A 24882-nucleotide genomic window follows, 5' to 3' on the forward strand; every position below is an offset into this window, starting at 1 on the left:
GCCGGCCTCAGCAGGGCGCGTCGGCCAGGGTCACCGTCGTCGGGTTGATCATCGGCGTCACCCGCACCTCGGTGGGGCCGAACACGCCGCCCGGCGCGCCCGCGAAGGTCGCTCGCACGACCGCGGTCTGCTGGTTCTGCAGGTCGATCGTGAACTTCTCGGCGGGGCGGTTGAGGTCGGTCACCGACGGGCCGGTGACCGTATCGAGGCCGGCCTCGGGCACCTCGATCGAGGTGGTCGTCGCGCCGACCGGGCCGTACAGGAACACCTCGGTGCGGTAGAAGTCGTACAGGCCGCTATCGACGTACGCCGGCAGCTCGATGTCGGCGGGGATGTCGAACCGCAGCCGCGTCTCGACCGTGTAGGTCGGCGCGTCGGGCGTGCACGCGTTGGTCGTGACGGTCGCCTCGGTGCGCAGGTAGTAGTCGATCTTCGACGACGAACGGTCGCGGAAGTACACGCCGACGACCGTCGCGCCCTCGTTCGTCTCGGGCAGCACGCCCTGCAGCCGGGTGCCGTCGTACAGCGCCTGCGCCTCGGGGCTGTTGCTCCACATCATGAGCGAGCCGTTGTTCGCGGCATCCGTCACCGCCTGGGCCATGGCCCACACGTCGTAGTCGACGCTCATGATGCGGGCGAACACCGCGGATGCCGCGCCGGCGAAGTAGGCGTCGGAACCCTCGCCGTCGGGGAAGCGGAAGTACGCCTCGTTGAGGAGCTTCGAGACCACGTTCTCGCTGGTCAGCTGCTCGCCGTCGGGCAGCGTCACCGGACCCGTGACCTGCAGCAGTCGCGACAGCGCGATCGGGTCGATCGAGACGACCACGTCGGGCGTCAGGCCCTGGTCGCGCTGCCAGTACGCCGAGATCAGCTGCGCGGCCGTCGGGAAGTCGGGACGACTCGTCGTCGCGTTGACCTGATTGAGGAAGATGTCGTCGTACAGGGCCGCCGCGTTCGGGTCGACCTCGACCGGAACGGCGACCTTCGGGAAGTCGGCGCTGTTCACCTGGCGCGCCACGTTCACCGTGCCGTTGTCGACGCTCAGCAGCGTCTGCGCCGCCGGGCCGCCGCCGAGCGCGGCCGCCTCGGCGTTGTTCAGGAACGCGAGCACCACGTTGCGCGGGCCGTTCACGCCGAGCAGCTCGGCCACCGCGCTGAGCGCGCCGTTTAACTGCGGGATCGACTCGGCCGCGGTGGTCAGCTGGCCGTCGAACTCCTCGACCGCCTGCGCGACCGGCGGGATCGTCGCACTCGTGTCGATCGAGCGGATCTCGTCGTGCAGTTCGGTCACGACCGCCTCGGCCGCGCCCGAGATCTCGGTCGCCTCGCGCAGCGGCGCGACGTCGAACCCGCCCGTCGCCGGGTCGCGCCCAAGCGTAAACGTGCCCAGCAGCGCCGACGCCGGCGTCACGACCTCTGCGGAGACGTCGTCGACGCCCTCCGCGATGATGCGCACGGCGCGGAAGTTCTCGCCCACGCCAGGTACCGCCTCGCCCAGGCGCCAGATGGGGTTCGTCGTCGGCTCGACCGCCGACGCCGTCGACGCGGCGAGCCGCTCCGCGATCGGCGGCAGCTCGGCGAACCGGCGCTCGGCGGCCACCGACTGGAACTCGGAGACCGTCGAGCGGGCCTCCTCGAGGTCGTCGCGCACGGCGAGGGCGTTCGTGCCGAGCCACCACGCGGCGAGCCCGCCGCCCACGATCAGCAGCAGGAGCAGCGGCCAGAAGATCGCGTGGAAGATCCGCCAGCCCTTCCGCATCCTGCGGCGAGGGCGGCCTGAGTCCTCATACTGGTCGTCGGGGACGCGGACCAGCTCGTCGATCGTCACGAGGCCCCATCGTAGACGGCGGAACCCCGGAGATCGCCATGCGCGACCCCCGCGACATCCGCTCGCATCAGTAGGCGCCCTGTGCGCTCATCACCGCACGCGCCGTGCGGTACAGCAGGATCACGTCGCCGGTCAGCGACCAGTTCTCGACGTAGTACAGGTCGAGGCGCACGCTGTCGTCCCATGAGAGATCGGAACGGCCCTGCGTCTGCCACAGGCCCGTGATGCCCGGACGCACCAGCAGGCGGCGGAGCGCCCAGTCGTCGTACCGCTCGACCTCGGTCGCGAGCGGCGGGCGCGGCCCGACCAGCGACATGTCGCCGTTCAGCACGTTGAACAGCTGCGGCAGCTCGTCGAGGCTGTACCGGCGCAGGAACGCGCCGATGCGCGTCACCCGCGGGTCGGCACGCATCTTGAACAGCACGCCGTTGCCGTCGGTGCGGTCGAGCAGCGTCGGCAGCTGCGCCTCGGCGTCCACCACCATCGACCGGAACTTCAGCATGCGGAACCGCTCGCCGTTCAGGCCCACGCGCTCCTGCGCATAGATCGCGGGCCCCGGGCTGTCGCGCCGCACGAGCATCGCGATCAGCAGGAGCACCGGGCTCAGGATCACCAGCGCGAGCGACGCGACCACGAGGTCGAACGCGCGCTTCGCCGCGTACTTGCGACCCGTGAACACCGGGTAGTCGACCTGGATGAGCGGCAGCCCGGCGACGGGTCGCGCGTGGATGCGCGGGCCCGCGACATCGGTCAGCGCCGGAGCCACCACGAGGTTCGTCGACGTGCGCTCGAGCTGCCAGCCGAGCTCGCGCATGCCGCGCGGATCGATCGTGTCGGCGCCCGTGAACACCACCGTGTCGGCGCGCGCCTCCTCGAGCGCTCGATCGAGGCTCGAGTAGTCGCCGAGCACGGGGATGCCGGGCGCGAGCTCACGCGACGACTCGCCGTGCTCGGTCACCGCACCCACGATGCGCAGCCCCGCGACGCCGTCGCGCGCGATCTGCGCGGCCACGTGCGCCGACTTCTGGCGCTCGCCCATCAGGATGGCGCGGTGCAGGAACCGGCCCGCCTCGCGCTCGTTGATCAGCCACTTGCGCCACAGCCACCGCCCCGCGAGCAGGAGCGCCAGCCCCAGCGGGAACGCCACGAGCACGTACGCGCGACCCAGCTCGGACCGCAGCAGGAACGCGCCGATCGCGAGCACCGCGAACACGCGGATCGTCGCGTCGGCGATGCGCCGGTACTCGTTCGTGCCCGCGCCGATGATCGTGCGGTCGCGGGTCGCGAAGAACGACAGCGCTGCGAACCATCCGATCACGATGAGCGCCGACACCAGCGAGTAGCTGAGCAGCAGGCCGGGGTCGTCCTCCGCGCCGGTCTGCGGGATCAGCAGCTGCTCGCCCGACGTGCCGAAGCGGATGAACTGCGAACCGAACACCGCGACGGCGATGACGATCAGGTCGGTGATGCGCAAGCGCTTCGCGTAGGCACGCTGCCACTCGGCGACCACCTCGGCAGGGGTAACGGTCTGGGACTGCCGAGTGAGCGACATGCATCACCTCCGAACGCCGGCACTGCCTCGGGTACGGTGCCCGGCGTAAGCCCACCGTTCGGGCGCGGTGGGCATCGTCAGGCTACCCCGACGCGACGCCATGCGGGAGGGGCGATCGGAAGTCACCCCCGAATTGGGGAGAACTGAGCACGCCTCACACCTTTCGGCCGTGCAGCACCCCGCCGCTCTCCTGCAGGTAGCAGACACCGCACAGCGATTGGTAGGTGACGTCGACCCCGTCGATCGCGACCTGGTCGCCGTCGAACACGTACCGGCCGTCGATCAGCCGCCCGTTGAAGATCGCCTTGCGGCCGCAGCGGCAGATCGTCTTCAGCTCCTCCAGGCTGTGCGCCACCTCGAGCAGGCGACGGCTGCCCGCGAACGCGACCGTCTGGAAGTCGGTGCGGATGCCGTAGGCCAGCACCGGGATGTCGTCGAGCAGCGCGATCCGCAGCAGGTCGTCGACCTGCTCGCTCGAGAGGAACTGCGCCTCGTCGACCAGCAGGCAGCTCACGTCGCGACCCGTCTGCTCGATCACCGGCGTGCGCTGGCGCTCGAACAGCTCGAGCACCTGGTCGTCGGGCGTGATCGTGAAGTCGACGTCGCGCACCATCCCGAGCCGCGACACGATGCCGCGATCGCCCTTCGTGTCGATCGCGGGCTTCGCGAGCAGCACCTCGTGGCCGCGCTCCTCGTAGTTGAACGCGGCCTGCAGCAGCGCCGTCGACTTGCCGGAGTTCATCGCCCCGTAACGGAAGTACAGCTTGGCCATCTACTCGAGCAGTCCGTCCTCCGCCGCGCGGCGGATCAGTTCGGCGCGGCGGCCCGCGGGGCGGCCGACCCTGGCGTACTTGTCGCGCGCGCGACGCAGGTAGGTCTTCGCGCTCTCGTATCCGACCGACATGCGACGCGCGACCTCGGCCGTCGACAGGCCCTGCGCGTACAGCACGAGCGCGCGGCGCTCGGCGTCGCTGAGGCCCGCGTCGGCCGGAGCGCCGGGGTCGTGGTCGTCGGATGTCGCGGCGCCGGCGCCCGCCATCCGCTCGCCCCGCTGGCCCCGCCGGTCGCGTTCGGCGCGCTCGCCGCTCGCGACGCGCCGCGCGATCGCGACGAGCTCGGCCACCGGCAGCGTCTTCGACACGAACGCGCCGGCGCCCGCGTCGAGCGACCTCGCCCGCGACGCCTCGTCGTCGAGCGCCGTCACCACGACGACCGCCGCGCCCGCGGCCCGGCAGGCGCGGATGCGCGACTCGATCGAGATGCTCTCGTCGAGCTGCAGGTCCATGAGCACCAGGTCGACCGGGAACTCGGGATGGCGCACCAGGTCGAGCCACCGCGTCGTGCGGATCACGACCTCGAGGTCGTCGGCGTGCTCGTCGATCCAGTACGCGAGGCCGTCGACGATGATCGCGTGGTCGTCGAGGATGCCGACGCGGACCCGGCGGGGAGCAGCGGGGTCGGGATCGGGGGCGGACGCGGGGCGGGGGTCGGGCTCAGCCGGCGTCATAGCGGAACTCCACGCGGACATTCTCTCGCGTCACGGACAGGTCGCTGCGCAGTCCGACCGTGCGCGCGACGGCGACGAAGCGTTCGAGCTCGCGGCGGGTGGGCGGGTTCTCGCCGGGATCGGCCTCGAGCACGATGTGCCCCGACGGCCCCGACGACGAGGCAGACAAGCGGATGGCGCGCGCCCGCGCCGCGGTCGACAGCCACGACACGAGCGCCGTGATCGCCGGGCGCTGGTCGCCGGGCAGCCGCCCGGCCACGCCGCCGGGATCGTCGACCGTGACGGTCACGTCGCGCACCGCGGTGACGGATGACGCGAGGTCGTCGAGCCACGTCGACTCGATGCCGGCCTTCAGCGCGCGCCGCAGCGCCTCGGCGAGCGCTCGCGCCCGGTCGGCGTCGGCGACGCTCACGCGCTCGGCCGCCATGACGTGCGCGAGGAACGGCAGCACCTCGCGGCCCAGCACCGATACCCGACTCTGCTGCACCGACCGGGCGATGCCCGTTCGGATGCCCGCGTCGCGTTCGAGTGCGGCCGTGTTCGCCTTGCGCTGCCACGCGAGGGTCTCGCGCACGATCATCGACGAATAGCCGGCTGCGGCCGCCGCGAACGCGAGCACCGTCACGCCGTCGAGGATGATGACCGAGGCCGCCGCGACGCGCGGGAGCGAGTCATCCACCGACCCGATCTCGAGGATGCTGAGCACCGCCGTCGCGATGCCGCCGGCGATGAGCAGCGACACCCACGTGCAGAACGGGGCGACCGCGAGGATCAGCGCGCCGACGACGATCGGGCCGAACCGCGCGTAGTCGGCGCGATCGACGCCGATGGTGCCGACGAACTCGGCGATGGCGCCGCCGACCGCGAGGCTCACGGTCATCCACAGCCGGTCGACCGTGAACGGCGCGCGGCCCGGCATCGCCGACACCGACGCGACGAGCGCGGCCGCCGCGACCAGGGCGATCGCGAGCAACGAGAACGTGGGCGCGGTCACCTCGTTCCACTGCGCCGCGGTCACGCCGACCGCGACGCCCACCGCGAGCGCGGAGCCCACCACGACGAGCGGGGCGGCGGCGACCCCGCCGATCGGGTCGACCTCCTGCTGGGTGAGCCGCATCGCGCCGCTCATGCGCCGCCCTCCGGAACCGAGAGCACGACGGTGGTGCCGACGCCGGGCCGCGACCAGACGCGGACGGTGCCACCCTCCTGCTCGATGCGCCCCTTGATCGACGTGCGCAGGCCGATGCGGTCGTCGGGCACGGCGTCGACGTCGAAGCCGGCGCCGCTGTCGACGACGACGACCGTGACCTCGCCGTCGCCGGGGCCGACCGCGACCTCGGCCTCGTCGACGCCAGCGTGGCGGATGACGTTGACGAGGCACTGGCCGACGGCGGCCTCGAGCGCGTCGCGGCGGCGGGGGCCGAGGCGTTCGAGGGCGTCGGGGTCGCCGGCGAGGTGCACGGTGATGCCCGCGTCGCGGGCGATGCCGAGGGCCTCGGAGAGGGGTGGGGCGGTGGCGCTCGTGCTCGTGTCGATGCCGACGCGGGCGTCCGCGGTCGCGGTCGGGCCGGTGGGCGCGCCCGGTGCGCCCGGTCGGGTGCCGGATGCGTCGGCGCGGGCGCCGGCGCCGCGCCATCCGAGCCGGCCCGACCTGCTGCGGCCGCCGGCGTCGGCGGTGCCGGATGGCGCGGACCGCTGGTCTGCAGCGGCCGCGGCGTGCGCGTCGGCGTGCTCGACGGCGTCGGCAGCCCAGTCGCGGCCGACGATGAGGGTGAGGTCGTTGCGGATGGCGGTGCGCAGGCGGTCGTCGACCGGGCCGGATCCGGCGGTCGCGATGGCGACGAGATGGCTGAGCGCGGTGTCGTGCAGTCGGGCGATGGCGCGGAGCTCGTAGTCGTGGCGGATGGTGAGCTCTCGCGTCTGCTGGCTGGCCCGGTGCAGGGCGGTCTCGCGGCGGTCGACCACGCGGCGCGAGACGGCGTCGAAGGTGCGGGCGATCACGACGATGCCGAGGGTCGCGGTCGCCGCGAGGCCGGGCTCCCAGTCGGCACCGGCGGTGGCGGCGCCGAGGAACGCGGCGGCCTCCCCGAGGCCCCAGCCGAGCACGGCCCACGTGATCGCGATGCCCGATCCGACGCCGGCGCCGCCGACGAGCACGAGCGCGGCGCGGGAGAGGGCGACGAGCGCGGTGTCGGCGGCGTTGTCGACCTCGCCCGAGCCGAAGACGAGCGCCGTCAGGCCGTAGACGGCGGCGGTTCCGGCGATGAGCGAGAGGACGGTGAGCGTGACGGTGCCGTAGCGGGCGACGAGGAACAGCAGGAGCGCTTGGAGCGCGAGCAACGCGGTCGCGGCGAATGCGGCGCGCTGACGGTCGGGGCCCTCGCCGGCGGGGGTCGCGGCGGCGATCACCGACGCGATCGTGAGCAGCAGTGCCGAGCCCAGGCAGACGGCGGCGGCCCATTGCCCGGCGCGCGACAGCGCACGGCTGAGGGACTCGCGCGCCAGGTGCTCGGGCAGACCCAGCGTCATGTGTGCTCCGATCCGGCCGCGACGCGCACGGCCCTGCGCGGGATTATCGCAGGCTGCGGGCGCGCGGCCCAACGCCGGCGGCCCCTCGCGCTCGCGCGGTCGCCCGCCGCCGCGGCGAGTTGCGACCGGTCGCGGTCGGACGCGGCGGCGCGGGTCAGAACAGCATCGCGGGGGCCGCGGCGCCGAGGTCGACCTGGCCGAGTTCGGACGCCGCGGCGCGCGCGGCGCGCTCGCCCACGGTGGTCGTGCGGGGGCCTCGCCCGAGCGCCGAGGATCGCACTCCCCCGGTGACGACGTCTTCACGGCCCCGCTCGAGCCGGTGCGAGCGGATGAGCGGGCGGATGCGTGCGGCGAGCCAGTCGCGGTACTCGCCGGGCGCGTATGCGCTGGCGCCCGGGTACATCGCGCGGTACTTGGGCACGAGCTCGGGGTGCTCGCGGGCGAGCCACTGGAAGAACCACGGCTTCACGGCGCCGCGCAGGTGCAGCGCGGAGTAGATGACGCTCGTCGCGCCGGCGGCCTTGGCGCTGCGCAGCGCCTCGTCGAGGTGCGCGCGCGTGTCGGTGAGGTACGGGAGGATCGGCATCAGGAACACCGAGCAGTCGAACCCTGCGTCGCGCACGGCGGTGACCGTCGCGAGCCGCGCGGCGGTCGTGGGCGTTCCCGGTTCGATGGAGCGCTGCAGTTCGTCGTCGTACACCGCGATCGACATCGCCAGGTCGACGGGCACGTGCTCGCGCGCCGCGACGAGCAGGGGAAGGTCGCGCCGCAGCAGCGTGCCCTTGGTGAGCACGCTGAACGGCGTTCCGCTCTCGGCGAGCGCCTCGATGATGCCGGGCATGAGCGAGTACCGCCCTTCGGCCCGCTGGTACGGGTCGGTGTTCGTGCCGAGCGCGACGGGCTCATGCCGCCACGCGGGCCGCGCCAGCTCGCGCCGCAGCACGTCGGCCACGTTCACCTTCACGATGATCTGCCGATCGAAGTCCTCCCCCGCATCGAGGTCGAGGTAGTTGTGCGTCGGCCGGGCAAAACAGTATGCGCATGCATGGGTGCAGCCCCGGTACGGGTTGATGGTCCAGCCGAACGGGACGTAGGACTGGCCCGGCACCTTGTTGAGCGCGGATTTGGCGAGCACCTCGTGGAACGTCACGCCCGCGAACTCGGGCGTCTGCACCGATCGCACGAGGTTGTTCAGACGCGCGAGCCCGGGCAATGCATCCTGCTGATCGACACCAAGCTCCTGACCGTTCCATCGCACACGAACATTCGAACACATGTTCGAATGCAGGGCAAGCGGATGTCGCGGCGCGCCGCATCCTCGAGATCCCCCGCGCTGGTGACCGCCAGTCGCGGCGGGAGAGTGTTTGCAATCGGCTCGTGTGAGCGCGCCCTCACATGAGGGCGGGCCGACACGAACAGCTTGGAGACCACCCCCGCGATCATTCGCCCGCTCGCTCGCTCGCTCAGAGTGCCATGTGAGCGCGCCCTCACATCAGGGCGGGCCGATGCGAGCAGCTTGGAGACCGTCCCCGCGATCATTCGCCCGCTCGCTCGCTCGCTCGCCCAGAGTGCCATGTGAGCGCGCCCTCACATGAGGGCGCGTTCACACGAGCGATTTCGAAACCGTCGCCGGATTGAGGAGGGGCGGCGAGGTTCGAGACGGGCGCGAAGCGACCCTCCTCGATCCGCAGCGGGAGCAGGGTTTCGACACGGGTGCGGAGCGCCCTCCTCACACCCTCAGAGAGTGCGGATCAGCACGAAGCGAAGCGGCCGCCCCGCAGGACGACCGCTCCGCTCATGCCGCTCAGACTGGTTCGGCTACTCCTCGAACCGGTTCTTGAACGCGTCGGTGCTCTTCCCGGCGCCGTGGGACTTGCCGGGCACCGGTGCGACGGCGTTCACGGTCGACGCGTCGAACGCGAACGTGATGATCGCCGCCGCGATCGCATCGGCGTTGACGTCGAGGGCGTCGAGGTTGACGTTGCCCACGAGCGCGTAGTCCTCGGCGAGCGCCGCGTAGAGGGCCGCATCCTGCCCCTCACCGGTGAGGTTGTCGCACGGACGGTGGTAGCACGGATCGAGCGCCGCCCCGGCGACGCCGCCGAACGTGGCGGCCTCGGCAGCCGTCTTCGGCACCTCGGCGCCGGTGAACAGGCCCCCGGCCGGGACTCCCACCGCGATGAACGGACCGTAGTCGGAACGGCCCGAGAACTCGGTGTCGACGTACGGCTCGCCGCGGCTCGTGTAGAACTGCTCGAACACGTCCTCGATCTCGGCCGACCCCTCGGGGATGAAGCCCGGCGCGGCGGTGCCGCTCGAGTTGTCGCCGTCGTAGATGCCGAACGTGTAGTTCGGCGAGGCGACCATGTCGAAGTTGAGGTAGAGCGCGATGTTCGCGATCTCCTCGTCGGTCAACTGGTCGACGTAGTACTCGGAGCCGAGGAGACCCTCCTCCTCCGCACCCCACCAGGCGAACCGGACGGTGTTGTTCGGCTTGACCTTGCTCATCTGGATCGCCGTCTCGAGCAGGGCCGCCGATCCGGAGCCGTTGTCGTTGATGCCCGCGCCGTCCTGCACGCTGTCGAGGTGCGCGCCCGCCATGACGACGTTCGCATCGTTGCCGGTCGCGGTCTCGGCGAAGACGTTCCAGGTCGTGCGGGTCTCGGCCTCGTAGTCGACCGTCACCGTGACCGTCGCGCCCGGCGTCGACGCGAGGTCGGAGCCCGCGGCGAAGGTCGTGAAGACCGCCGGGATCCTGAGTCCCGTCGCGTCGCCGATCATGTTCAGCAGGCCCGTGCGCCCGGCCTGCCCCTCGTTCATGATGATGACCCCCGCAGCTCCCGCCGCCTGCGCGTGGAGCGCCTTCACCGCGAAGCCGCACGTGCCGCGCTGCATGAGCGCGATGCCGCCCACCGGGAATCCGGCGAAGTCAGCGGCCTCGCACCCGCTCGTGTTCGAGTTCGCGACCGGGCCGGGCGGGAGGACCAGGTCGACCGGCACCAGGGCCCCCGTCGCCGTGCCCTCGGGCACGCCGGTGTCCCACCGCGCGCGCAGGAAGTCCACCTCGTTGACGAAGGCCCGCGGGTTCGGGCTGACGCGGATCAGTTCGGAGTTCTCCTCGGTGTACGGGAACGGGAACTCCTGCACGACGGGCGTGTATCCCGCGGCCTCGAGCTGGTCGACGACGTAGTCGACGGATGCCTCGTACCCCTCGCGGCCCGCTGCGCGGTCGCCGTACTGGTCGGCGATCTCCTGGAACGCCTCGAGGTGCGACATCACCCCGTCGAGGGTGACGGCCTTCGTGATCTTGCCGACCGAGTTCGGGTTGCCACTCGGTGCCGCGTACGCGGGTACGGCATATGCGACGGATACGGCCAGGGCGCTCGCCGCGACGGCGGCGAGTGCCCGACGGCTGGTGGACGACATGACATCTCCTCCCGCGCGACGGCCCCCATGCCGTCGCGCTGTCTCCGAACCTAGCCACGCGCGACCCGCGGGGGAAGAGGAGGCACGAGTCCGGTTGCTCACGGCGAGCGCGAGCGCCGCCGGAAGCCGTTCGCTCGGCTCGTGTGAAGGCAGCCTCAATCGAGGCGGCCTTCACACGAGGTATTTCGAAACGGTCCTGCGGCGGGTCTCCGCACGACGAGTCCGGGCGACTCGGCCCGCCGTCGCAGCCGCCGACTCACCCCGACGACGCAGCAGGTCGACTACGCTGCGGCTCGCGCCGCCGCCCGGCCGTCGAGGGCGAGGGTCTCGCCAGCCCATCGCCGGCGCAGCCAGCGGTCGTGGCTGGCGATCACGACCGCGCCCGGGTAGCCGCCCAGCGCCTCCTCGAGCTCACCCGCGAGGGCCAGCGAGAGGTGGTTCGTCGGCTCGTCGAGCAGGAACACGTGCGGCGGCGACGCGATCACCAGCGCGAGCGCGAGGCGGCGCTGCTGTCCGACCGAGAGGCGCCCGACCGGGCGGTCCAGGTCGCGCGGTGCGACGAGGCCGAGGCCGGCGAGCGGCACGCGCTCGGCGCGCCGCTCCCCCAGCGTCCGGGCGTAGATCGCGCGCGGCGTGGCATCCGGATCGGCAAAGCGCACGTCCTGCTCGAGCAGCCCCACGCGCAGCCCGCGCCGGCGGTGCAGCACGCCCCGCTCGGGTGCGAGGCGCCCCGCGAGGAGCGCCAGCAGCGTCGACTTGCCCGCGCCGTTCGCCCCTGTCACGAGCAGCCGCGTCGCGGGCGCGATGCGCAGCGACTCGAGCTCGAGACGGCCGTCGACCGCGACCTCGGCCGCCTGCAGCAGCAGCCCCGACTCGTCGTCGAGGACGTGCGACCCCGACGGGATGCCCGCGAACGACAGCGGCGCCGGCGGCTTCGCCACCTGCGACCGCTCCAGCTCGGCCAGGCGCACCTCGGCATTGCGGACCCGACGCGACACCGCCTGCTCGACGCCCTCGCGCTTGAAGTGCTTGAGGAACTTGTCGTTGTCGGTGGGCGCGCGGCCGTGCGCGACCGAACGCGCCGACTCGGCCACGGCGAGCCGCAGCCTCCGCAGCTCAGCCTGCTCGTCGTCGTACTGCCGCTGCCAGCGAGCCCGCTCGTCGACGCGCACCGCGAGGTACTCGCTGAACGAACCGCCGAAGACCGTGCCCACGGATGCCGCGAGCACCGCATCGCGCGACCCCGCCCCCGACGGCCGACCCGACGCCGCCTGCGCGAGCGCCGTCGCGCCCGCCCGCCCCGGGTCGAGGTCGAGCAGCCCCGTCGCCGCACGATCGAGGAACTCGCGATCGTGGCTCGCGAACACGACCGGCCCGCGCCACGCGCGCAGGCGCTCCTCGAGGAACGCGGCCGCGTCGTCGTCGAGGTGGTTCGTGGGCTCGTCGAGCAGCAGCGCATCGGGCGAGGAGAGCAGCAGCGCGGCCAGCGCGAACCGGCTGCGCTGGCCGCCCGAGAGCTCGTCGACGCGCCGATCGCGCGCGAGACCCGACAGGCCGAGGCCGTCGAGCAGCTCGTCGCGACGACGGTCCACCGACCACACCTCGGCCCGCTCGGCCGCCTCGAGCGCGGCGGCGTACCGCTCGGCGGCGTCGGAACCGAGCTCCGGATCGGCGAGCGCCAGGGCGGCCGCATCGAGCTCGCGCTCGATCGATCGCACCTCGGCCACCGCCGACTCGAGCACGGCGTCGACGCGATCGTCGGGCGCGAACGGCAGCTCCTGGAACAGGATGCCCGTGCGGGCCGGGCGCGCGATGCGACCGTCCACGGCGGCGCCGGGCAGCGGATCGTCGTCACCGGGCGGCGAGCCCGCGACATCCGTGCGCGCCGCGATGAGCCGCAGCAGCGTGGACTTGCCCGCGCCGTTCTCGCCGATGAGCCCAAGGCGCTGGCCCGGCGAGACGGCGAACCCGAGGTCGGAGAGCACGCGCCGATCGCCGAAGGCGACGGACAACCCGTCGACGCGCAGGTGTGATGAGGAGGAATAAATGACTGGCATGAGGAAGGATCCCCTTCGCGAGAATGCCCCCGAGCCGTCGCCGGACGCCCACCGTGACGGCGGACGCGGACGACGCGTCGAACCGGTCGCGCACCACGCGACGGCGGCGGCGACGGCCCGGGAGCGGAGGATGGATCCCGCCGGGCATCTGCCGTCGCCAGGGTGCGCGCGAACACTGTCGCGATCAGCAGAAAGAGCACACCCCGGATGTCAACGGCGCCTCAGGCGCGGGACGATGGGATGTGCTCACTTCATAGCGGGGTCGACTGTAGCAGACACCACGGTCGTCGGTCGAGTACCACCCGGAGATCAGGCGGAGGCGAGCGCCGGCACCTTCTCGCGCGTCGAGACGGCGGCAACCTGCGGCTCGCCCGCGAGCTGCAGCGCGGCAGCGGTGCTCGCGAGCGACGCCGCGGCTCGCGCCGGGTCGTCGGAGAGCGTCGTGCCGTACGACGGGATCATCTGCCGCAGGCGCGGCTCCCACTCGGCGACGCGGTCGGGGAAGCAGCGCTTGAGCACCTCGAGCATGATCGGCACCGCGGTCGACGCACCTGGCGAGGCGCCGAGCAGGCCGGCGATCGTGCCATCCGCACCGGCGATGACCTCGGTGCCGAACTGCAGCACGCCGCCCTGCTTCGGGTCCTTCTTCATGACCTGCACGCGCTGGCCGGCGGTGATGAGTTCCCAGTCCTCGTTCTTCGCGGTGGGCATGAACGCGCGCAGCGCGGCCATCTTCTTGTCGCGCCCGGCGAGCAGCTCGGAGACGAGGTAGCGGACGAGGCTGAAGTTCCGGAGCCCGACCTGGATCATCGGGATGATGTTGTGCAGCCGGATCGAGAACGGCAGGTCGAACCACGTGCTGCTCTTGAGGAACTTGGGCGTGAAGCCGGCGTACGGCCCGAACAGCAGCGACGTCTCGCCGTCGACGACGCGCGTGTCGAGGTGCGGCACCGACATGGGCGGGGCGCCGACGGCCGCCTTGCCGTAGACCTTCGCGTTGTGCTGCGCGACGAGCTTGGGGTTGGTGGTGCGCAGGAACTGCCCGGAGATCGGGAAGCCGCCGAAGCCCTTGATCTCTTGGATGCCGGAGTGCTGGAGCAGCGCGAGGGCGCCGCCGCCCGCGCCGACGAAGACGAACTTCGCGCGCACCGCCTTCGGCGTGTTGCCGACCGTGTGCCGCACGCGCAGGCGCCACGAGCCATCCTTCTGGCGCTTCAGCCAGGTCACCTGGTGGTTCGTGTGGATCTCGGCCCCGCGCTGCTCGATGTCGCGCAGCAGCAGGTCGGTCAGGGCGCCGAAGTCGACGTCGGTGCCCGACATGGCGCGGGTCGCGGCGATCTTCTGCCGTCGGTTGCGCTTCTTCGCCATGAGCGGAGTCCACTCGGCGAGCGTGTCGATGTCCTCCGTGTACTCCATGCCGGCGAAGAGCGGCTGCCCCTCGAGCGCCGCGTATCGCTTGCGCAGGTACTCGACGTTGGCCTTGCCGTGCACGAAGGTCATGTGCGGGGTCGAGTTGATGAAGCGCCTCGGGTCGTCGATCGCGCCCGACTCGACGAGGTGCGCCCAGTACTGGCGGCTCACCTGGAACTGCTCGTTGATCGCGACGGCCTTCGCGGCGCTGACGCTGCCGTCGGGCGCCTCGGGCATGTAGTTGAGCTCGCACAGCGCGGCGTGGCCGGTGCCGGCGTTGTTCCACGGGTTGGAGGACTCCTGTGCGGCGCGGCCGAGACGTTCGTAGACGCGGATGGTCCAGTCGGGCTGGAGCCTCGAGATCAGGGAGCCGAGCGTGGCGCTCATGATGCCCCCGCCGATCAGCACGACGTCGACGGAATCCTCGGAAATCACGCGTTCCAGTCTACGACCGACCGGATGTACGAGTTGACCAGCCCCGACGCCGGGAGCCGCCACCTCGGCGACCGGTCCCCAAGAGGGCCGGGCCGGCCCCTGATCACAGCGCGGCGACGCCGCCGCCGATGAGGCCCACTCCCGCCGTGATCAGCGCCGCGGTGAGCACGATCGCGCCCGCCCACAGCAGCACGATCAGGCGGTTGGGCTTCTGCGGGTCGGTTCCGGTCACCGACAGGAAGAAGCCGGCCGGCATGAGGATGGCCGCGATCGGCACGCCGAGGCGTGCGAGCTGCAACCAGAACCCGTCGAGCGCGGCGTACGAGATGACGGCGAGGATGGCGATCGAGAGCACGAGGAGCACCGCGGCGTGCGCGTGACCGGCCCGGAAGAACCCCTGCTGCAGCCGGTTGGCGGCGACGTGCCCGCGGACGACGCGGGTGAGGAAGTAGCCGCCGCTCTCGACGGTGACGAGGGCGAGCAGCAGCACGCCGATCAGGATCAGGTCGTTCGGCGACGGCATGGTGTGGTCCTCTCGGTGGCGTTCATGATTGGATAGTTATACTCTCCAATATTAGAGAGCAGCACTATCCAATGCAAGGAGCAGACATGCGCATCTCCGCGCTCGGTGCCGCGGCGAGCCTCCCCGTCGCGACCGTGAAGTACTACCTGCGCGAGGGACTGCTCCATCCGGGAGTCGCGACCTCGGCGACGCAGGCGACCTACGACGAGACGCACGTGCGACGGCTGCTCCTCATACGAGCGCTCATCGGGCCCGTCGGACTCAGCGTCCAGCAGGCCCGCGCCATCCTGCAGCTCGTCGACGACCCGGGCGACGACCTCTACTCGACGCTCGGACGCGCGGTCTCGGCCCTGCCGCCCGCGACCGACCCGGCGCCCGAGGACGACCCCGATCCGTACCCGCGGGCACGCGCCGCCCTCGAGGCCCTCGGGCAGGTCTACGACCCGCGCTTCGCCGCGGTCGCCCAGCTCGAGTCGGCGCTCGCCGCCACCGAGGCGGCGGGCATGCCCATCTCGCACGACCGGCTGCTCGAGTACGGGCGTCGCCTCCGCGAGATCGCCGCCTACGACCTCGAGCACATGCCCGCGGAATCGCATGCCGCCGTCGAGTACACGGTCCTCGGCACCGCGCTCTACGAGCCCGTCATCCTCGCCCTGCGGCGGTTGGCGCACCAGGACGTGGCCGCCGGCCGCGAGCTCGGCGGCTGATCGGGGCGACCATTCCGCGCCGCTCCTCCGGGCTCCGGCGCCCGCTCAGAGGCCGAGCTCGTCGAGCGCGGCGTCCATGCGACGCGCGATCGCATCGTGGCCGTCGTCGTTCGGGTGGATGCCGTCGGTCGCCATCCACTCGGGGTGCCCCTCGATCCAGCGGGACGCCCCCTCGACGTGGTCGGCGTCGACGTCGGCCGCGGCATCCTCGACCCAGCCGATGATGCGGTCGACCGACGGCGGCCGCTCGTCGAGATACCAGAACGGCTCGACCACGACCAGGCGGGCGTCGGGGAGCTCGTCGCGCAGCCGACCGAGGTCGTCGTCGATGGCCGAGCGGATGTCGTCGGCCCGATCGGGCATCGAGAAGTTGTCGTTCAGGCCCATCGTCACGATCACGACGTCGGGAGCCGGTTCGAGCGAGACGATCCGCTCGACGAGGTCGCCGTCGTCGCCGAGGAACTCGCGGTTGTTCACGTAGCCGAGGCCGTCGACGCTCGGGTTGTACTCGGCCCAGCCCCGATCGCGCGCGATGATCGTCGACCAGCGCTGCGACAGGTCGCTCGTGCCCGTGCCGCGCGTGTACGAGTCGCCGTAGAACGCGACGACGTCGGCCGCCTCGCCCTCCGCGGGCGGCTCACCGTCGGCCCAGCCGTCGGACGACACGGTCCCTCCCGTCCCGGGCGACGTGCAGCCGGCGAGCAGGGCGACGGATGCCGCGACGAGCGAGGCCGCGACGATGCGCGTCGCGTGACGGCGAACGGCCCGCCCCGCGGGGAGCGGGGCGGACCGTTCAGGTGGCCTCATGGGCGTGTCGCCGATGCGCGCGGACGCGGCATCCGACTCAGACCGACGCGGGCAGCTTCGCCGCGACGAGCTCGGCGATCTGCACCGCATTCAGCGCGGCGCCCTTGCGGAGGTTGTCGTTCGAGACGAAGAGAACGAGTCCCTTGTTCTCGGGCGCCGACTGGTCCTGGCGGATCCGGCCGACGTAGCTCGGGTCGCTGCCCGCGGCCTGCAGCGGCGTCGGGATGTCGCTGAGCTCGACGCCGGGCGCGGCGGCGAGCAGCTCGGTGGCGCGCTCGGGCGTGATGTCGTTCGCGAACTCGGCGTGGATCGAGAGCGAGTGACCCGTGAACACAGGCACGCGCACGCACGTGCCGGCGACCCGCAGGCCCGGCAGCTCGAGGATCTTGCGGCTCTCGTTGCGGAGCTTCTTCTCCTCGTCGGTCTCGAGGTCGCCGTCGTCGACGATCGAGCCCGCGAGCGGGATCACGTCGAACGCGATCGGCCGCGGGAACTTGTGCGGCTCGGGCAGCGTCACGGCGCCGCCGTCGTGCACGAGGTTGATGGCGTCCTGCTCGACCGCGGCCTTGGCCTGCTCGAGCAGCTCCTCGCCGCCGGCGAGGCCCGCGCCCGAGACGGCCTGGTACGTCGAGACCACGAGGCGCTCGAGGCCGGCCTCGTCGTGCAACACCTTCAGCACCGGCATCGCGGCCATCGTCGTGCAGTTCGGGTTCGCGATGATGCCCTTCCGCGCCTCGTCGATCGCGTGCGGGTTGACCTCGCTCACGACCAGCGGCACGTCGGGGTCCATGCGCCATCCGCTGGAGTTGTCGATGACCGTCACGCCGGCCGCCGCGAAACGGGGGGCCTGCGCCTTCGAGAGCGTCGCCCCCGCGGAGAAGATCGCGATGTCGAGGCCCGTCGGGTCGGCCGTCGAGGCATCCTCGACGACGACATCCTCGCCCTTGAACGGCAGCGTCGTGCCGGCCGACCGGGCCGACGCGAAGAAGCGGATCGATGCGACCGGGAAGTCGCGCTCCTCGAGGAGGCGGCGCACGACCGCGCCGACCTGTCCGGTGGCGCCGACGACGCCGATGTTCACTCCACTGCTCATGTGCTCGTTCTCGTTCCTGATCCGGGGGTTCGTAATCCAGTGTGAAGGACGAAGGCTGGAAAGTAGGACGATGTGACGCCCTGGCGTCCTACATTGGCGCGAATGTCCTGCTTCCGGGGCAGGATGTCGCGGGGCGGGCGGCGCCGGGGCGGCGCGGCGTACGGCGCCGGGCCGCCGGGGCGGCGCGGGGCGTGCGGCGAGCGGATGGCACGTGCGAGGTCGCGGCGCGAAATCCGCTCGTCTTCAGCAGGTCAGCGGCCCGTGCCGGCGTACACGACCGCGTCGGTGTCGCCGTCGAGGTCGAACGCGGTGTGCACCGCGACCGCCGCGTCGTGCACGCTGTCGGCCCGCGTGACCACCGAGATGCGGATCTCGGACGTGGAGATCATCTCGATGTTGATGCCCGCCTCGTACAGCGCCTCGAAGAGCTTCGCCGAGATGCCCGTCGCCGAGCGCATCGCGGCGCCGACGAGCGACAGCTTGCCGATCTGGTCGTCGTACTGCAGCGACTGGAAGCTCAGCGAGTCCTTGGCCTCGGAGAGCGCCTTCAGCGCCTTCTCGCCGTCGGACTTCGGCACCGTGAACGAGATGTCGGTGCGACCCGTGGCCGCCGCCGACACGTTCTGCACGATCATGTCGACGTTCGCGTTCGTGTTCGCGACGATCTTGAAGATCTTGGCGGCCGCGCCCGGCACGTCGGGCACGCCGACGACCGTGATCTTGACCTGGCCGAGATCGACCGCGACCCCGGCGATGACGGACTCTTCCACAGCTCCTCCTTCGGGAAGACGCTCGGGGTCGTAGACGACGGTCCCCTCGCTGTTGTTGAACGACGAGCGCACGTGCAACGTCACGCCGTGGCGGCGCGCGAACTCGACGGCCCTGATGTGCAGCACCTTGGCACCGGATGCCGCGAGCTCGAGCATCTCCTCGCTCGTGATGCGGTCGAGCTTGTGCGCCTTCTTCACGACCCGCGGGTCGGAGGTGAACACGCCGTCGACATCGGTGTAGATCTCGCACACGTCGGCGTCGAGCGCCGCCGCGAGCGCCACGGCCGTGGTGTCGCTGCCGCCGCGGCCCAGCGTGGTGATGTCGCGCGACTCGCGACTGAAGCCCTGGAAGCCCGCGACGATCACGATGGCACCCTCGTCGAGCGCCTCGCGCAGGCGCACCGGGGTGACCTCGACGATGCGTGCCGCGCCGTGCGTGGCATCCGTGATCATGCCGGCCTGGCTGCCGGTGAACGACCGCGCGTCGTGGCCGAGCCCCTTGATCGCCATCGCGAGCAGCGCCATCGAGATGCGCTCGCCCGACGAGAGCAGCATGTCGAGCTCGCGCGGCGCGTGGATCGGCGTGACCTCGTTGGCCAGGTCGAGCAGCTCGTCGGTCGTGTCGCCCATCGCCGAGACCGCGACGACCACGTCGTTGCCCGCCTTGCGGGTCTCGACGATGCGCTTCGCGACCCGCTTGATGCTCTCCGCGTCGGCGACGGACGAACCGCCGTATTTCTGCACGATCAAGCTCACGTGGGCGCTCCCGGGGATGGACGGGGTGGACGGGCCGGCCGGGGCGGTGGACACCCGGCGCCGGAAGGTCCATCATACGGCGGCGTGCATTCCGGCCCGGCCATGTGACGGTGCCCGGAAGGGGTGCGCGGCGGGCCCGCGGATGCCGGGCCACGCGGCGCCCGCGCCGCCCCACGGACTGCGGCCGCCTCGCCGTGAGCCGATAGAGTGCGCGCATGGCGGAGGCGCTCGAGGCGTGGACGGACTTCAACGTGGCCATGGTCGGCGCCACCGCGGCGCTCGCCGGCCTGCTCATCGTCGCGATGTCGGTGAACATCGCCGCGATCATGAAATCGACCGCCCTCCCGGCGCGGGCGGGTGCGGCCGTGGCGACGCTCGTGCTGGCGCTCGCGGCGTGCGCATTCGGGCTCATGCCCGGGCAGCCCATGGGCGCGTACGCGATCGAGGTGCTGGTCGCGACGGCCCTCGCCGGCGCGTTCCAGGTCGGTGCGATGCGAGCGATCGCGCGGGAAGGGTACGGCTCGACCGGTGAGCGCGCGGCCCGTGGCCTGCTCGGCTGGCTGCCGGTCGCCGGGTTCGGGGTCGGCGCGGTGCTCGTGCTCGTCGGGATGCACGGGGCCGGGCTGCTCGCCGTCGCGTTCGGGTCGGTGCTCGCCGTCGTCGTGGCGATCGTGATGGCGTGGGTGGTGCTGGTCGAGGTGCTCCGCTGAGCCGGCGCTGCGGTGACCCGGCCCTGCCATGCGGGCTCAGCGGTCGCGTTCCATGTACCACTCGGTGAAGCGGCTGGCTCGTCCGTCCGGGCCCAGGCGCACGACCCACAGGTTGTCGTACAGCTTCGACGCCGGATAGTCGGTTCGTCCCTGCACGACGACGATGTCGTCGGTCTCGACGAGCACCTCCCAGTCGAACGTCCACTCATCGGGATCGTCCTTCGAGTCGAGCCATCCGGCGATGATCGCCTCGCGGCCGCGGAGCGCGTCGGGATCGTCGGGGCTGTACTCGTACACCGCATCCTCGGTGAAGATGGCGGCGATGTCGTCGGGATCGTTGCTCTCCCAGGCCCGCACGTACCCCTCGACCCATTCGGTTCCTGCGCTCATGCGCTCCGTTCTACTGGCGGCCGCCCGCCGCCGTCAACGGCTTGCGCGCGCGGCGCGCGCCGCCCCGCCGGCTCCGTCCCGCCACCCGCCGCCCGCGACCCGCCACCTGCCGCCCGCCACCCACCACCCGCCACCCGCCACCCGCCACCCGCCGCCCGCCGCCCGCCGATTACAGGAGATCCGGCGATCTCCATGACGATCCACGCGAGTTCGTCCTGCGCATCGCCGAGACTCCTGTGAACCGCAGAGGCGCACAGCGTGCTGCTTCGCCCGGCTGCGCGAACGCCCGATGCGCCCGATCCCGCCCACCTCCACACCCGCCCACCAACAGTCCGCTGTCACAGGAGTCCCGGCGATCTCCATGACGATCCAGGCGAATTCGTCCTGCGCACCGCCGGGACTCCTGTGAACCGCAGAGGAGCAACGCGCGCTGCTTCGCCCGGCCGCGCGAACGCCCGACGCGCCCGATCCCGCCGACCTCCACACCCGCCGACCTTCACCCCGCGATTCAGCGATCCGGCGATGCAAGCGCGATCCCTCCGATGCGGGCAGGGATCGTCCGAAGCACGCGCGATCCATCCGAGGCGAGCGTGGTTCCTCGCAACTGGGGCGCGCTCCGTCCGATGCGGGTAGGACATCCCTGGGAATGGCGGACATGCCGGTCAATGAAGGACGAAATTCGCCCCTCTCGACCGACAAACGGAACTTGGTCCGACAATGCGCGGAGAGTCCGACATTCTCGATGGCCGATACGCCGCGACGGGGTCGCGCAGAAGCCCCGCGGGTGCGCAGAAGGAATTCGCCGGGGTGCGGCGCGTTCGCAGCGGAGCGCATGACCGGAGACCGCGCGCGCAGGCTTTGACGAACGCGCCTCGCTCGGCCAGAGAGTCCGCGGATTCAGCCGACGACACGGCGGCCCTCGAAGGCGCGGCCGAGGGTGACCTCGTCGGCGTACTCGAGGTCGCCGCCGACTGGGAGGCCCGAGGCGAGACGCGTGACGCGGATCTCGAGCGTGGTCAGCAGCCGGCTGAGGTAGGTCGCGGTCGCCTCGCCCTCGAGGTTGGGGTCGGTGGCGATGATGACCTCGCGCACGGTGCCGTCGGCGAGGCGCTGCATGAGTTGGCGGATGCGGAGTTCGTCGGGGCCGATGCCGTCGATAGGGCTGATCGCGCCGCCCAGCACGTGGTAGAGCCCGCGGAACTCGCGCGTGCGCTCGATGGCGACGACGTCCTTCGCCTCTTCGACCACGCAGATCAGCGAGGCGTCGCGGCGCGGGTCTCGGCAGATCGAGCACGTCGACTGCTCGGCGACGTTGCCGCAGATCTCGCAGAACTTCACCTTGTCGCGCACCTCGAGCAGGATCTCGGCGAGGCGGGACACGTCGAACTGCTCGGTCTGGACGATGTGGAACGCGATGCGCTGCGCCGACTTCGGCCCGATGCCGGGGAGGCGGCCGAGCTCGTCGATCAGCTCTTGGACGATGCCCTCGTACACGGACTACCCCCGCTCGCCGAATCGTGCGGGCGGCGCCTCGACCTCTTCGAGGAACGTCGCGCCGAGCAGGTCGCGCACGACGGCCTCGCCGTACCGCTGGATCTGCGGTGCCCCGGATGCCGCGTGGCCCGGCGAGCGCGCAGGCGCGGAGGAGCGAGCGGGCCGCGGAGGCGGAGCCGCGTCGACCGGTGCCGCCTCGATGACGGGCTCGGGCCCGGGATCGAACTCGGGCTCGTCGTCGGGCGGCGGCGCGTCGGCGTCGTCGAGCGGCGGAACGTCGTCGAACGCTCCGGACGGCCCAGCAGGAGCGGACCCCCGCGCGCCGGGACGATCGGCGACCGCGGTCGCGGCGCGCGGCGCGGCTGCGGCGACGTTCACCGCGGGATCGGCCTGGGCCGTGGGATCGGAGGACGGGATCGCGACCGTCACCCACGAGTCGACCGGCCCAGCGGGCGCGGTCGGCGACGAGACGGATGCCGAGGACGCTCCGCTGGCCGAGGATGCCCCGGACGCTCCGGCGGCCACGGATGCCGCGGACGCTCCGCTGGCCGAGGATGCCCCGGACGCTCCGGCGGCCACGGGCGCCGAGGACGCTTCGCCGGCCCCGAATGCCGAGGATGCGGGCCGTGCCGACCCGCCGCGTCGAGAAGCCGGCCCGCCCGCAGACCCGCCTTCAGGCGGCGCCGTCGCCGCGCTCGATCGGGGGCCGCCCGAGGAGGACTGCGTGCCGGCGGCGGCGGAGGATGAACCCGAGCGCGAACCGCCCGAAGGTCCGGACGCAGCGGGCCCCACGGCGGTTCCGGTGGGGCCTCCGGCCTCGCCGGCTCCCGAAGCCGGGTTCGAGCCCGAGCTGCGGGATGCAGCGGAGCGAGCGACCCCTGTTCCCGACGCCGTGGGCGCTGCCGAGCTGGGGGATGCAGCGGAGTGCGTGCTCGCTGCAGGCGTGGGTGCGCCGACTCCCGTGTCGGAGCGCACCGGCGCGCCGTGGCCGCCACCATCGCCGGCACCGCCGGCACGACCGCCGTCACCGCCGTCACCGGGCGAGCCCGATGCGGACGCGCCCGCCGACGACTCCGCCGACGGCGACTGGGCGGCGACCACGCGCGGGATGAACTTGACCTGCACGCCGAGGACCTCGGCGATCGCACGACGGAGGAGTTCGGCGGGGCTCTGCGTGCCGGTGCCGCCGCGGAGGTCGTTGACGTCGTTCTGGCTGGGGAAGCCGAGCACGAGCACGGCCTCGTCGGTGCGGTAGTCGATGACCCGCGCGGTGAGCGCCGCCATCCACGCGGTGCGCTTGGTGCGTTCGAGCACGGCGAGGATCTCGGGCCAGGCATCGCGCATGAGCTCGAGCGTCACCGGTCCGACCGGCTTTGCCCGGGGAGCCGGCGTCGCGGCCGACTCGGCATCGGTGCGTTCGGGGGCCGCCGCGGCCCCGGCCTCGGGAGTGGGAGCGCCCTTCGCGGAGCCGCCACGCGAACCCCGAGCCGCGTTCGCATCGCCCGACGCGACCGGAACGGGCGACGGGGCGTATGCCGCGCGCGACGGCGGGGCGACTGCCGCTGCCGGCGGGACGGTCGCGGCTGATGCCGGCGCGCCCGCGGGCTCGACCGGCGCAGCGGCATCGGTCACCCCGACCCGCCGCTCGAGCCGCTCGACCCGGGCGAGCGCGCCCCGCTCGGTGGCGTCGCTCGCGGGCACGAGCACCCTCGCGAGCATGAGCTCGAGGTGCAGGCGCGGCGAGGTCGCGCCGGTCATCTCGGTGAGCGTCTGGTTGACGAGGTCGGCGACGCGAGAGAGCTCGGCGGCGCCGAACGCCGACGCCTGGGTGGCCATGCGCGCGAGTTCGTCGGCCGGGACGCCCCGCAACACCGCGGCCGCGGCCTCGGGCGAGGTCGCGGCGACGACGATGAGATCGCGCAACCGCTCGAGCAGGTCTTCGACGAAGCGCCGGGGGTCTTGCCCGGTCTGCATCACGCGGTCGGCCGCCGCGAACGCGCCCGCCGCATCGCCGGCCCCGATGGCGTCGACGACCTCATCGAGGAGCGCGCCATGCGTGTACCCGAGCAGCGCCACGGCACGCTCGTAGCCCACGGTCGACCCCTCGGAGCCCGCGATGAGCTGGTCGAGCAGCGACAGCGTGTCTCGCGGGGAGCCACCGCCGGCGCGCACGACGAGCGAGAGCACGCCCGGCTCGACCTGCACGCCCTCGTCGTCGCACAGCTGCTGCACGTAGTCGAGCATGGGCGCGGGCGGCACGAGCCGGAACGGGTAGTGGTGCGTGCGCGAGCGGATGGTGCCGAGCACCTTGTCGGGCTCGGTGGTCGCGAAGATGAACTTGACGTGCTCGGGCGGCTCTTCGACCAGCTTCAGCAGCGCGTTGAAGCCCTGCGGCGTCACCATGTGCGCCTCGTCGAGGATGAAGATCTTGTAGCGGTCGCGAGCGGGCGCGAAGACGGCGCGCTCGCGCAGGTCACGGGCGTCGTCGACGCCGTTGTGGCTGGCCGCATCGATCTCGACGACGTCGAGCGAGCCGCCACCGGCGCGCGAGAGCTCGACGCAGCTCGGGCAGGTGCCGCACGGGGTGTCGGTCGGACCCTCGGCGCAATTGAGGCAGCGCGCGAGGATGCGCGCCGACGTGGTCTTGCCGCAGCCGCGCGGCCCGCTGAACAGGTAGGCGTGGTTCACGCGGTCGGTGCGCAGCGCCGTCATGAGCGGCTCGGTGACCTGCGACTGGCCGATCATCTCGGCGAAGGTCTCGGGCCGGTATCGGCGGTAGAGGGCGGTGACCACGCGTCAATGGTAGTCGCGGCATCCGACACCGCGGCCGGGGTCGCGAGCGGTCCGCGGCGCGCTGCGTCTGGCCGCGCGCTGGCGCGTCCGGCGGC

19 protein-coding genes are annotated in these 24882 nt (G+C 72.2%); 2 read left to right on the forward strand and 17 right to left on the reverse strand.

Translation table 11 applies throughout. From position 1 onward, the window contains the following. Positions 1 to 7 precede the first annotated feature (7 nt). The 11 genes from ACZ4TW_RS17065 to ACZ4TW_RS17115 all read right to left on the reverse strand — a co-directional run bounded on the left by ACZ4TW_RS17065 (position 8) and on the right by ACZ4TW_RS17115 (position 15267). On the reverse strand, positions 8 to 1828 hold the full coding sequence (locus ACZ4TW_RS17065; protein ID WP_465544529.1) for a DUF4012 domain-containing protein: 1821 nt from the start codon (positions 1826 to 1828) through the stop codon (positions 8 to 10). Between the two features lie 67 nt (positions 1829 to 1895). Beyond that, on the reverse strand, positions 1896 to 3380 hold the full coding sequence (locus ACZ4TW_RS17070; protein WP_465544531.1) for a sugar transferase: 1485 nt from the start codon (positions 3378 to 3380) through the stop codon (positions 1896 to 1898). A gap of 154 nt (positions 3381 to 3534) precedes the next feature. After that, positions 3535 to 4152 carry a thymidine kinase gene (locus ACZ4TW_RS17075; RefSeq protein WP_465544533.1) on the reverse strand — a complete coding sequence of 206 codons (618 nt, stop codon included), beginning with the start codon at positions 4150 to 4152 and terminating at the stop codon, positions 3535 to 3537. Further along, entirely contained in the window at positions 4153 to 4887 is a 735-nt protein-coding gene (locus tag ACZ4TW_RS17080; RefSeq protein ID WP_465544535.1) for a response regulator, read from the reverse strand. Beyond that, positions 4874 to 6016: a hypothetical protein gene (locus ACZ4TW_RS17085; protein WP_465544537.1), complete on the reverse strand. Its 1143-nt coding sequence runs from the start codon at positions 6014 to 6016 to the stop codon at positions 4874 to 4876. The genes ACZ4TW_RS17080 and ACZ4TW_RS17085 overlap by 14 nt, the downstream gene beginning before the upstream one ends. After that, a complete protein-coding gene (locus ACZ4TW_RS17090) occupies positions 6013 to 7416 on the reverse strand; it encodes a sensor histidine kinase (protein WP_465544539.1) in 1404 nt (467 codons plus the stop codon). The genes ACZ4TW_RS17085 and ACZ4TW_RS17090 overlap by 4 nt, the downstream gene beginning before the upstream one ends. Positions 7417 to 7570: 154 nt before the next feature. Next, complete coding sequence (locus tag ACZ4TW_RS17095) at positions 7571 to 8674, reverse strand: Rv2578c family radical SAM protein (RefSeq protein ID WP_465544541.1); 1104 nt, start codon at positions 8672 to 8674, stop codon at positions 7571 to 7573. Between the two features lie 560 nt (positions 8675 to 9234). Next, positions 9235 to 10842 carry a M28 family peptidase gene (locus ACZ4TW_RS17100; RefSeq protein WP_465544543.1) on the reverse strand — a complete coding sequence of 536 codons (1608 nt, stop codon included), beginning with the start codon at positions 10840 to 10842 and terminating at the stop codon, positions 9235 to 9237. Positions 10843 to 11123: 281 nt separating this feature from the next. Then, the gene (locus tag ACZ4TW_RS17105) at positions 11124 to 12899 is read right to left on the reverse strand and encodes an ABC-F family ATP-binding cassette domain-containing protein (RefSeq protein ID WP_465544545.1); all 1776 of its coding nucleotides are present in this window, start codon (positions 12897 to 12899) and stop codon (positions 11124 to 11126) included. A gap of 309 nt (positions 12900 to 13208) precedes the next feature. After that, on the reverse strand, positions 13209 to 14741 hold the full coding sequence (locus ACZ4TW_RS17110) for a malate:quinone oxidoreductase (protein ID WP_465544606.1): 1533 nt from the start codon (positions 14739 to 14741) through the stop codon (positions 13209 to 13211). Between the two features lie 106 nt (positions 14742 to 14847). Then, positions 14848 to 15267, reverse strand: coding sequence for a hypothetical protein (locus ACZ4TW_RS17115; RefSeq protein WP_465544547.1), 420 nt, complete (start codon positions 15265 to 15267; stop codon positions 14848 to 14850). 86 nt (positions 15268 to 15353) lie between these two features. Here ACZ4TW_RS17115 and ACZ4TW_RS17120 point away from each other — a divergent pair, with 86 nt between their 5' ends. Next, the gene (locus ACZ4TW_RS17120; RefSeq protein WP_465544551.1) at positions 15354 to 15974 is read left to right on the forward strand and encodes a MerR family transcriptional regulator; all 621 of its coding nucleotides are present in this window, start codon (positions 15354 to 15356) and stop codon (positions 15972 to 15974) included. A gap of 45 nt (positions 15975 to 16019) precedes the next feature. Here the strand turns inward: ACZ4TW_RS17120 and ACZ4TW_RS17125 are convergent, their stop codons facing one another. The 3 genes from ACZ4TW_RS17125 to ACZ4TW_RS17135 form a co-directional block, all read right to left on the reverse strand. Further along, positions 16020 to 16781 (reverse strand): SGNH/GDSL hydrolase family protein, encoded by a 762-nt coding sequence (locus ACZ4TW_RS17125; RefSeq protein WP_465544554.1) that lies wholly within the window; start codon positions 16779 to 16781, stop codon positions 16020 to 16022. 37 nt (positions 16782 to 16818) lie between these two features. Then, complete coding sequence (locus tag ACZ4TW_RS17130) at positions 16819 to 17874, reverse strand: aspartate-semialdehyde dehydrogenase (RefSeq protein ID WP_465544556.1); 1056 nt, start codon at positions 17872 to 17874, stop codon at positions 16819 to 16821. A 251-nt stretch (positions 17875 to 18125) separates the two neighbouring features. Beyond that, on the reverse strand, positions 18126 to 19400 hold the full coding sequence (locus ACZ4TW_RS17135) for an aspartate kinase (protein WP_465544557.1): 1275 nt from the start codon (positions 19398 to 19400) through the stop codon (positions 18126 to 18128). A gap of 215 nt (positions 19401 to 19615) precedes the next feature. On the opposite strand from ACZ4TW_RS17135, the gene ACZ4TW_RS17140 reads away from it, so the two are divergent. Beyond that, on the forward strand, positions 19616 to 20110 hold the full coding sequence (locus ACZ4TW_RS17140) for a hypothetical protein (RefSeq protein ID WP_465544559.1): 495 nt from the start codon (positions 19616 to 19618) through the stop codon (positions 20108 to 20110). A 36-nt stretch (positions 20111 to 20146) separates the two neighbouring features. Here ACZ4TW_RS17140 and ACZ4TW_RS17145 read toward each other — a convergent pair whose 3' ends face one another. The 3 genes from ACZ4TW_RS17145 to ACZ4TW_RS17155 all read right to left on the reverse strand — a co-directional run bounded on the left by ACZ4TW_RS17145 (position 20147) and on the right by ACZ4TW_RS17155 (position 24739). Next, positions 20147 to 20500 carry a nuclear transport factor 2 family protein gene (locus tag ACZ4TW_RS17145; RefSeq protein ID WP_465544561.1) on the reverse strand — a complete coding sequence of 118 codons (354 nt, stop codon included), beginning with the start codon at positions 20498 to 20500 and terminating at the stop codon, positions 20147 to 20149. Positions 20501 to 21397: 897 nt separating this feature from the next. After that, a complete protein-coding gene (recR, locus tag ACZ4TW_RS17150) occupies positions 21398 to 21994 on the reverse strand; it encodes a recombination mediator RecR (protein ID WP_465544563.1) in 597 nt (198 codons plus the stop codon). A 3-nt stretch (positions 21995 to 21997) separates the two neighbouring features. Then, positions 21998 to 24739, reverse strand: coding sequence for a DNA polymerase III subunit gamma and tau (locus ACZ4TW_RS17155; protein WP_465544607.1), 2742 nt, complete (start codon positions 24737 to 24739; stop codon positions 21998 to 22000). Positions 24740 to 24882 lie beyond the last annotated feature (143 nt).

It is taken from the genome of Agromyces sp. NPDC029043 (assembly GCF_055564615.1).

What these genes read in the sequence shown, in the direction of transcription:
- ACZ4TW_RS17070 (WP_465544531.1), bottom strand. Translation starts at nt 3,380, where the DNA reads ATGTCGCTCACTCGGCAGTCCCAGACCGTTACCCCTGCCGAGGTGGTC.
- ACZ4TW_RS17075 (WP_465544533.1), bottom strand. Translation starts at nt 4,152, where the DNA reads ATGGCCAAGCTGTACTTCCGTTACGGGGCGATGAACTCCGGCAAGTCG.
- ACZ4TW_RS17080 (WP_465544535.1), bottom strand. Translation starts at nt 4,887, where the DNA reads ATGACGCCGGCTGAGCCCGACCCCCGCCCCGCGTCCGCCCCCGATCCC.
- ACZ4TW_RS17085 (WP_465544537.1), bottom strand. Translation starts at nt 6,016, where the DNA reads ATGAGCGGCGCGATGCGGCTCACCCAGCAGGAGGTCGACCCGATCGGC.
- ACZ4TW_RS17090 (WP_465544539.1), bottom strand. Translation starts at nt 7,416, where the DNA reads ATGACGCTGGGTCTGCCCGAGCACCTGGCGCGCGAGTCCCTCAGCCGT.
- ACZ4TW_RS17100 (WP_465544543.1), bottom strand. Translation starts at nt 10,842, where the DNA reads ATGTCGTCCACCAGCCGTCGGGCACTCGCCGCCGTCGCGGCGAGCGCC.
- ACZ4TW_RS17105 (WP_465544545.1), bottom strand. Translation starts at nt 12,899, where the DNA reads ATGCCAGTCATTTATTCCTCCTCATCACACCTGCGCGTCGACGGGTTG.
- ACZ4TW_RS17115 (WP_465544547.1), bottom strand. Translation starts at nt 15,267, where the DNA reads ATGCCGTCGCCGAACGACCTGATCCTGATCGGCGTGCTGCTGCTCGCC.
- ACZ4TW_RS17120 (WP_465544551.1), top strand. Translation starts at nt 15,354, where the DNA reads ATGCGCATCTCCGCGCTCGGTGCCGCGGCGAGCCTCCCCGTCGCGACC.
- ACZ4TW_RS17125 (WP_465544554.1), bottom strand. Translation starts at nt 16,781, where the DNA reads ATGAGGCCACCTGAACGGTCCGCCCCGCTCCCCGCGGGGCGGGCCGTT.
- ACZ4TW_RS17130 (WP_465544556.1), bottom strand. Translation starts at nt 17,874, where the DNA reads ATGAGCAGTGGAGTGAACATCGGCGTCGTCGGCGCCACCGGACAGGTC.
- ACZ4TW_RS17140 (WP_465544559.1), top strand. Translation starts at nt 19,616, where the DNA reads ATGGCGGAGGCGCTCGAGGCGTGGACGGACTTCAACGTGGCCATGGTC.
- ACZ4TW_RS17145 (WP_465544561.1), bottom strand. Translation starts at nt 20,500, where the DNA reads ATGAGCGCAGGAACCGAATGGGTCGAGGGGTACGTGCGGGCCTGGGAG.
- ACZ4TW_RS17155 (WP_465544607.1), bottom strand. Translation starts at nt 24,739, where the DNA reads ATGATCGGCCAGTCGCAGGTCACCGAGCCGCTCATGACGGCGCTGCGC.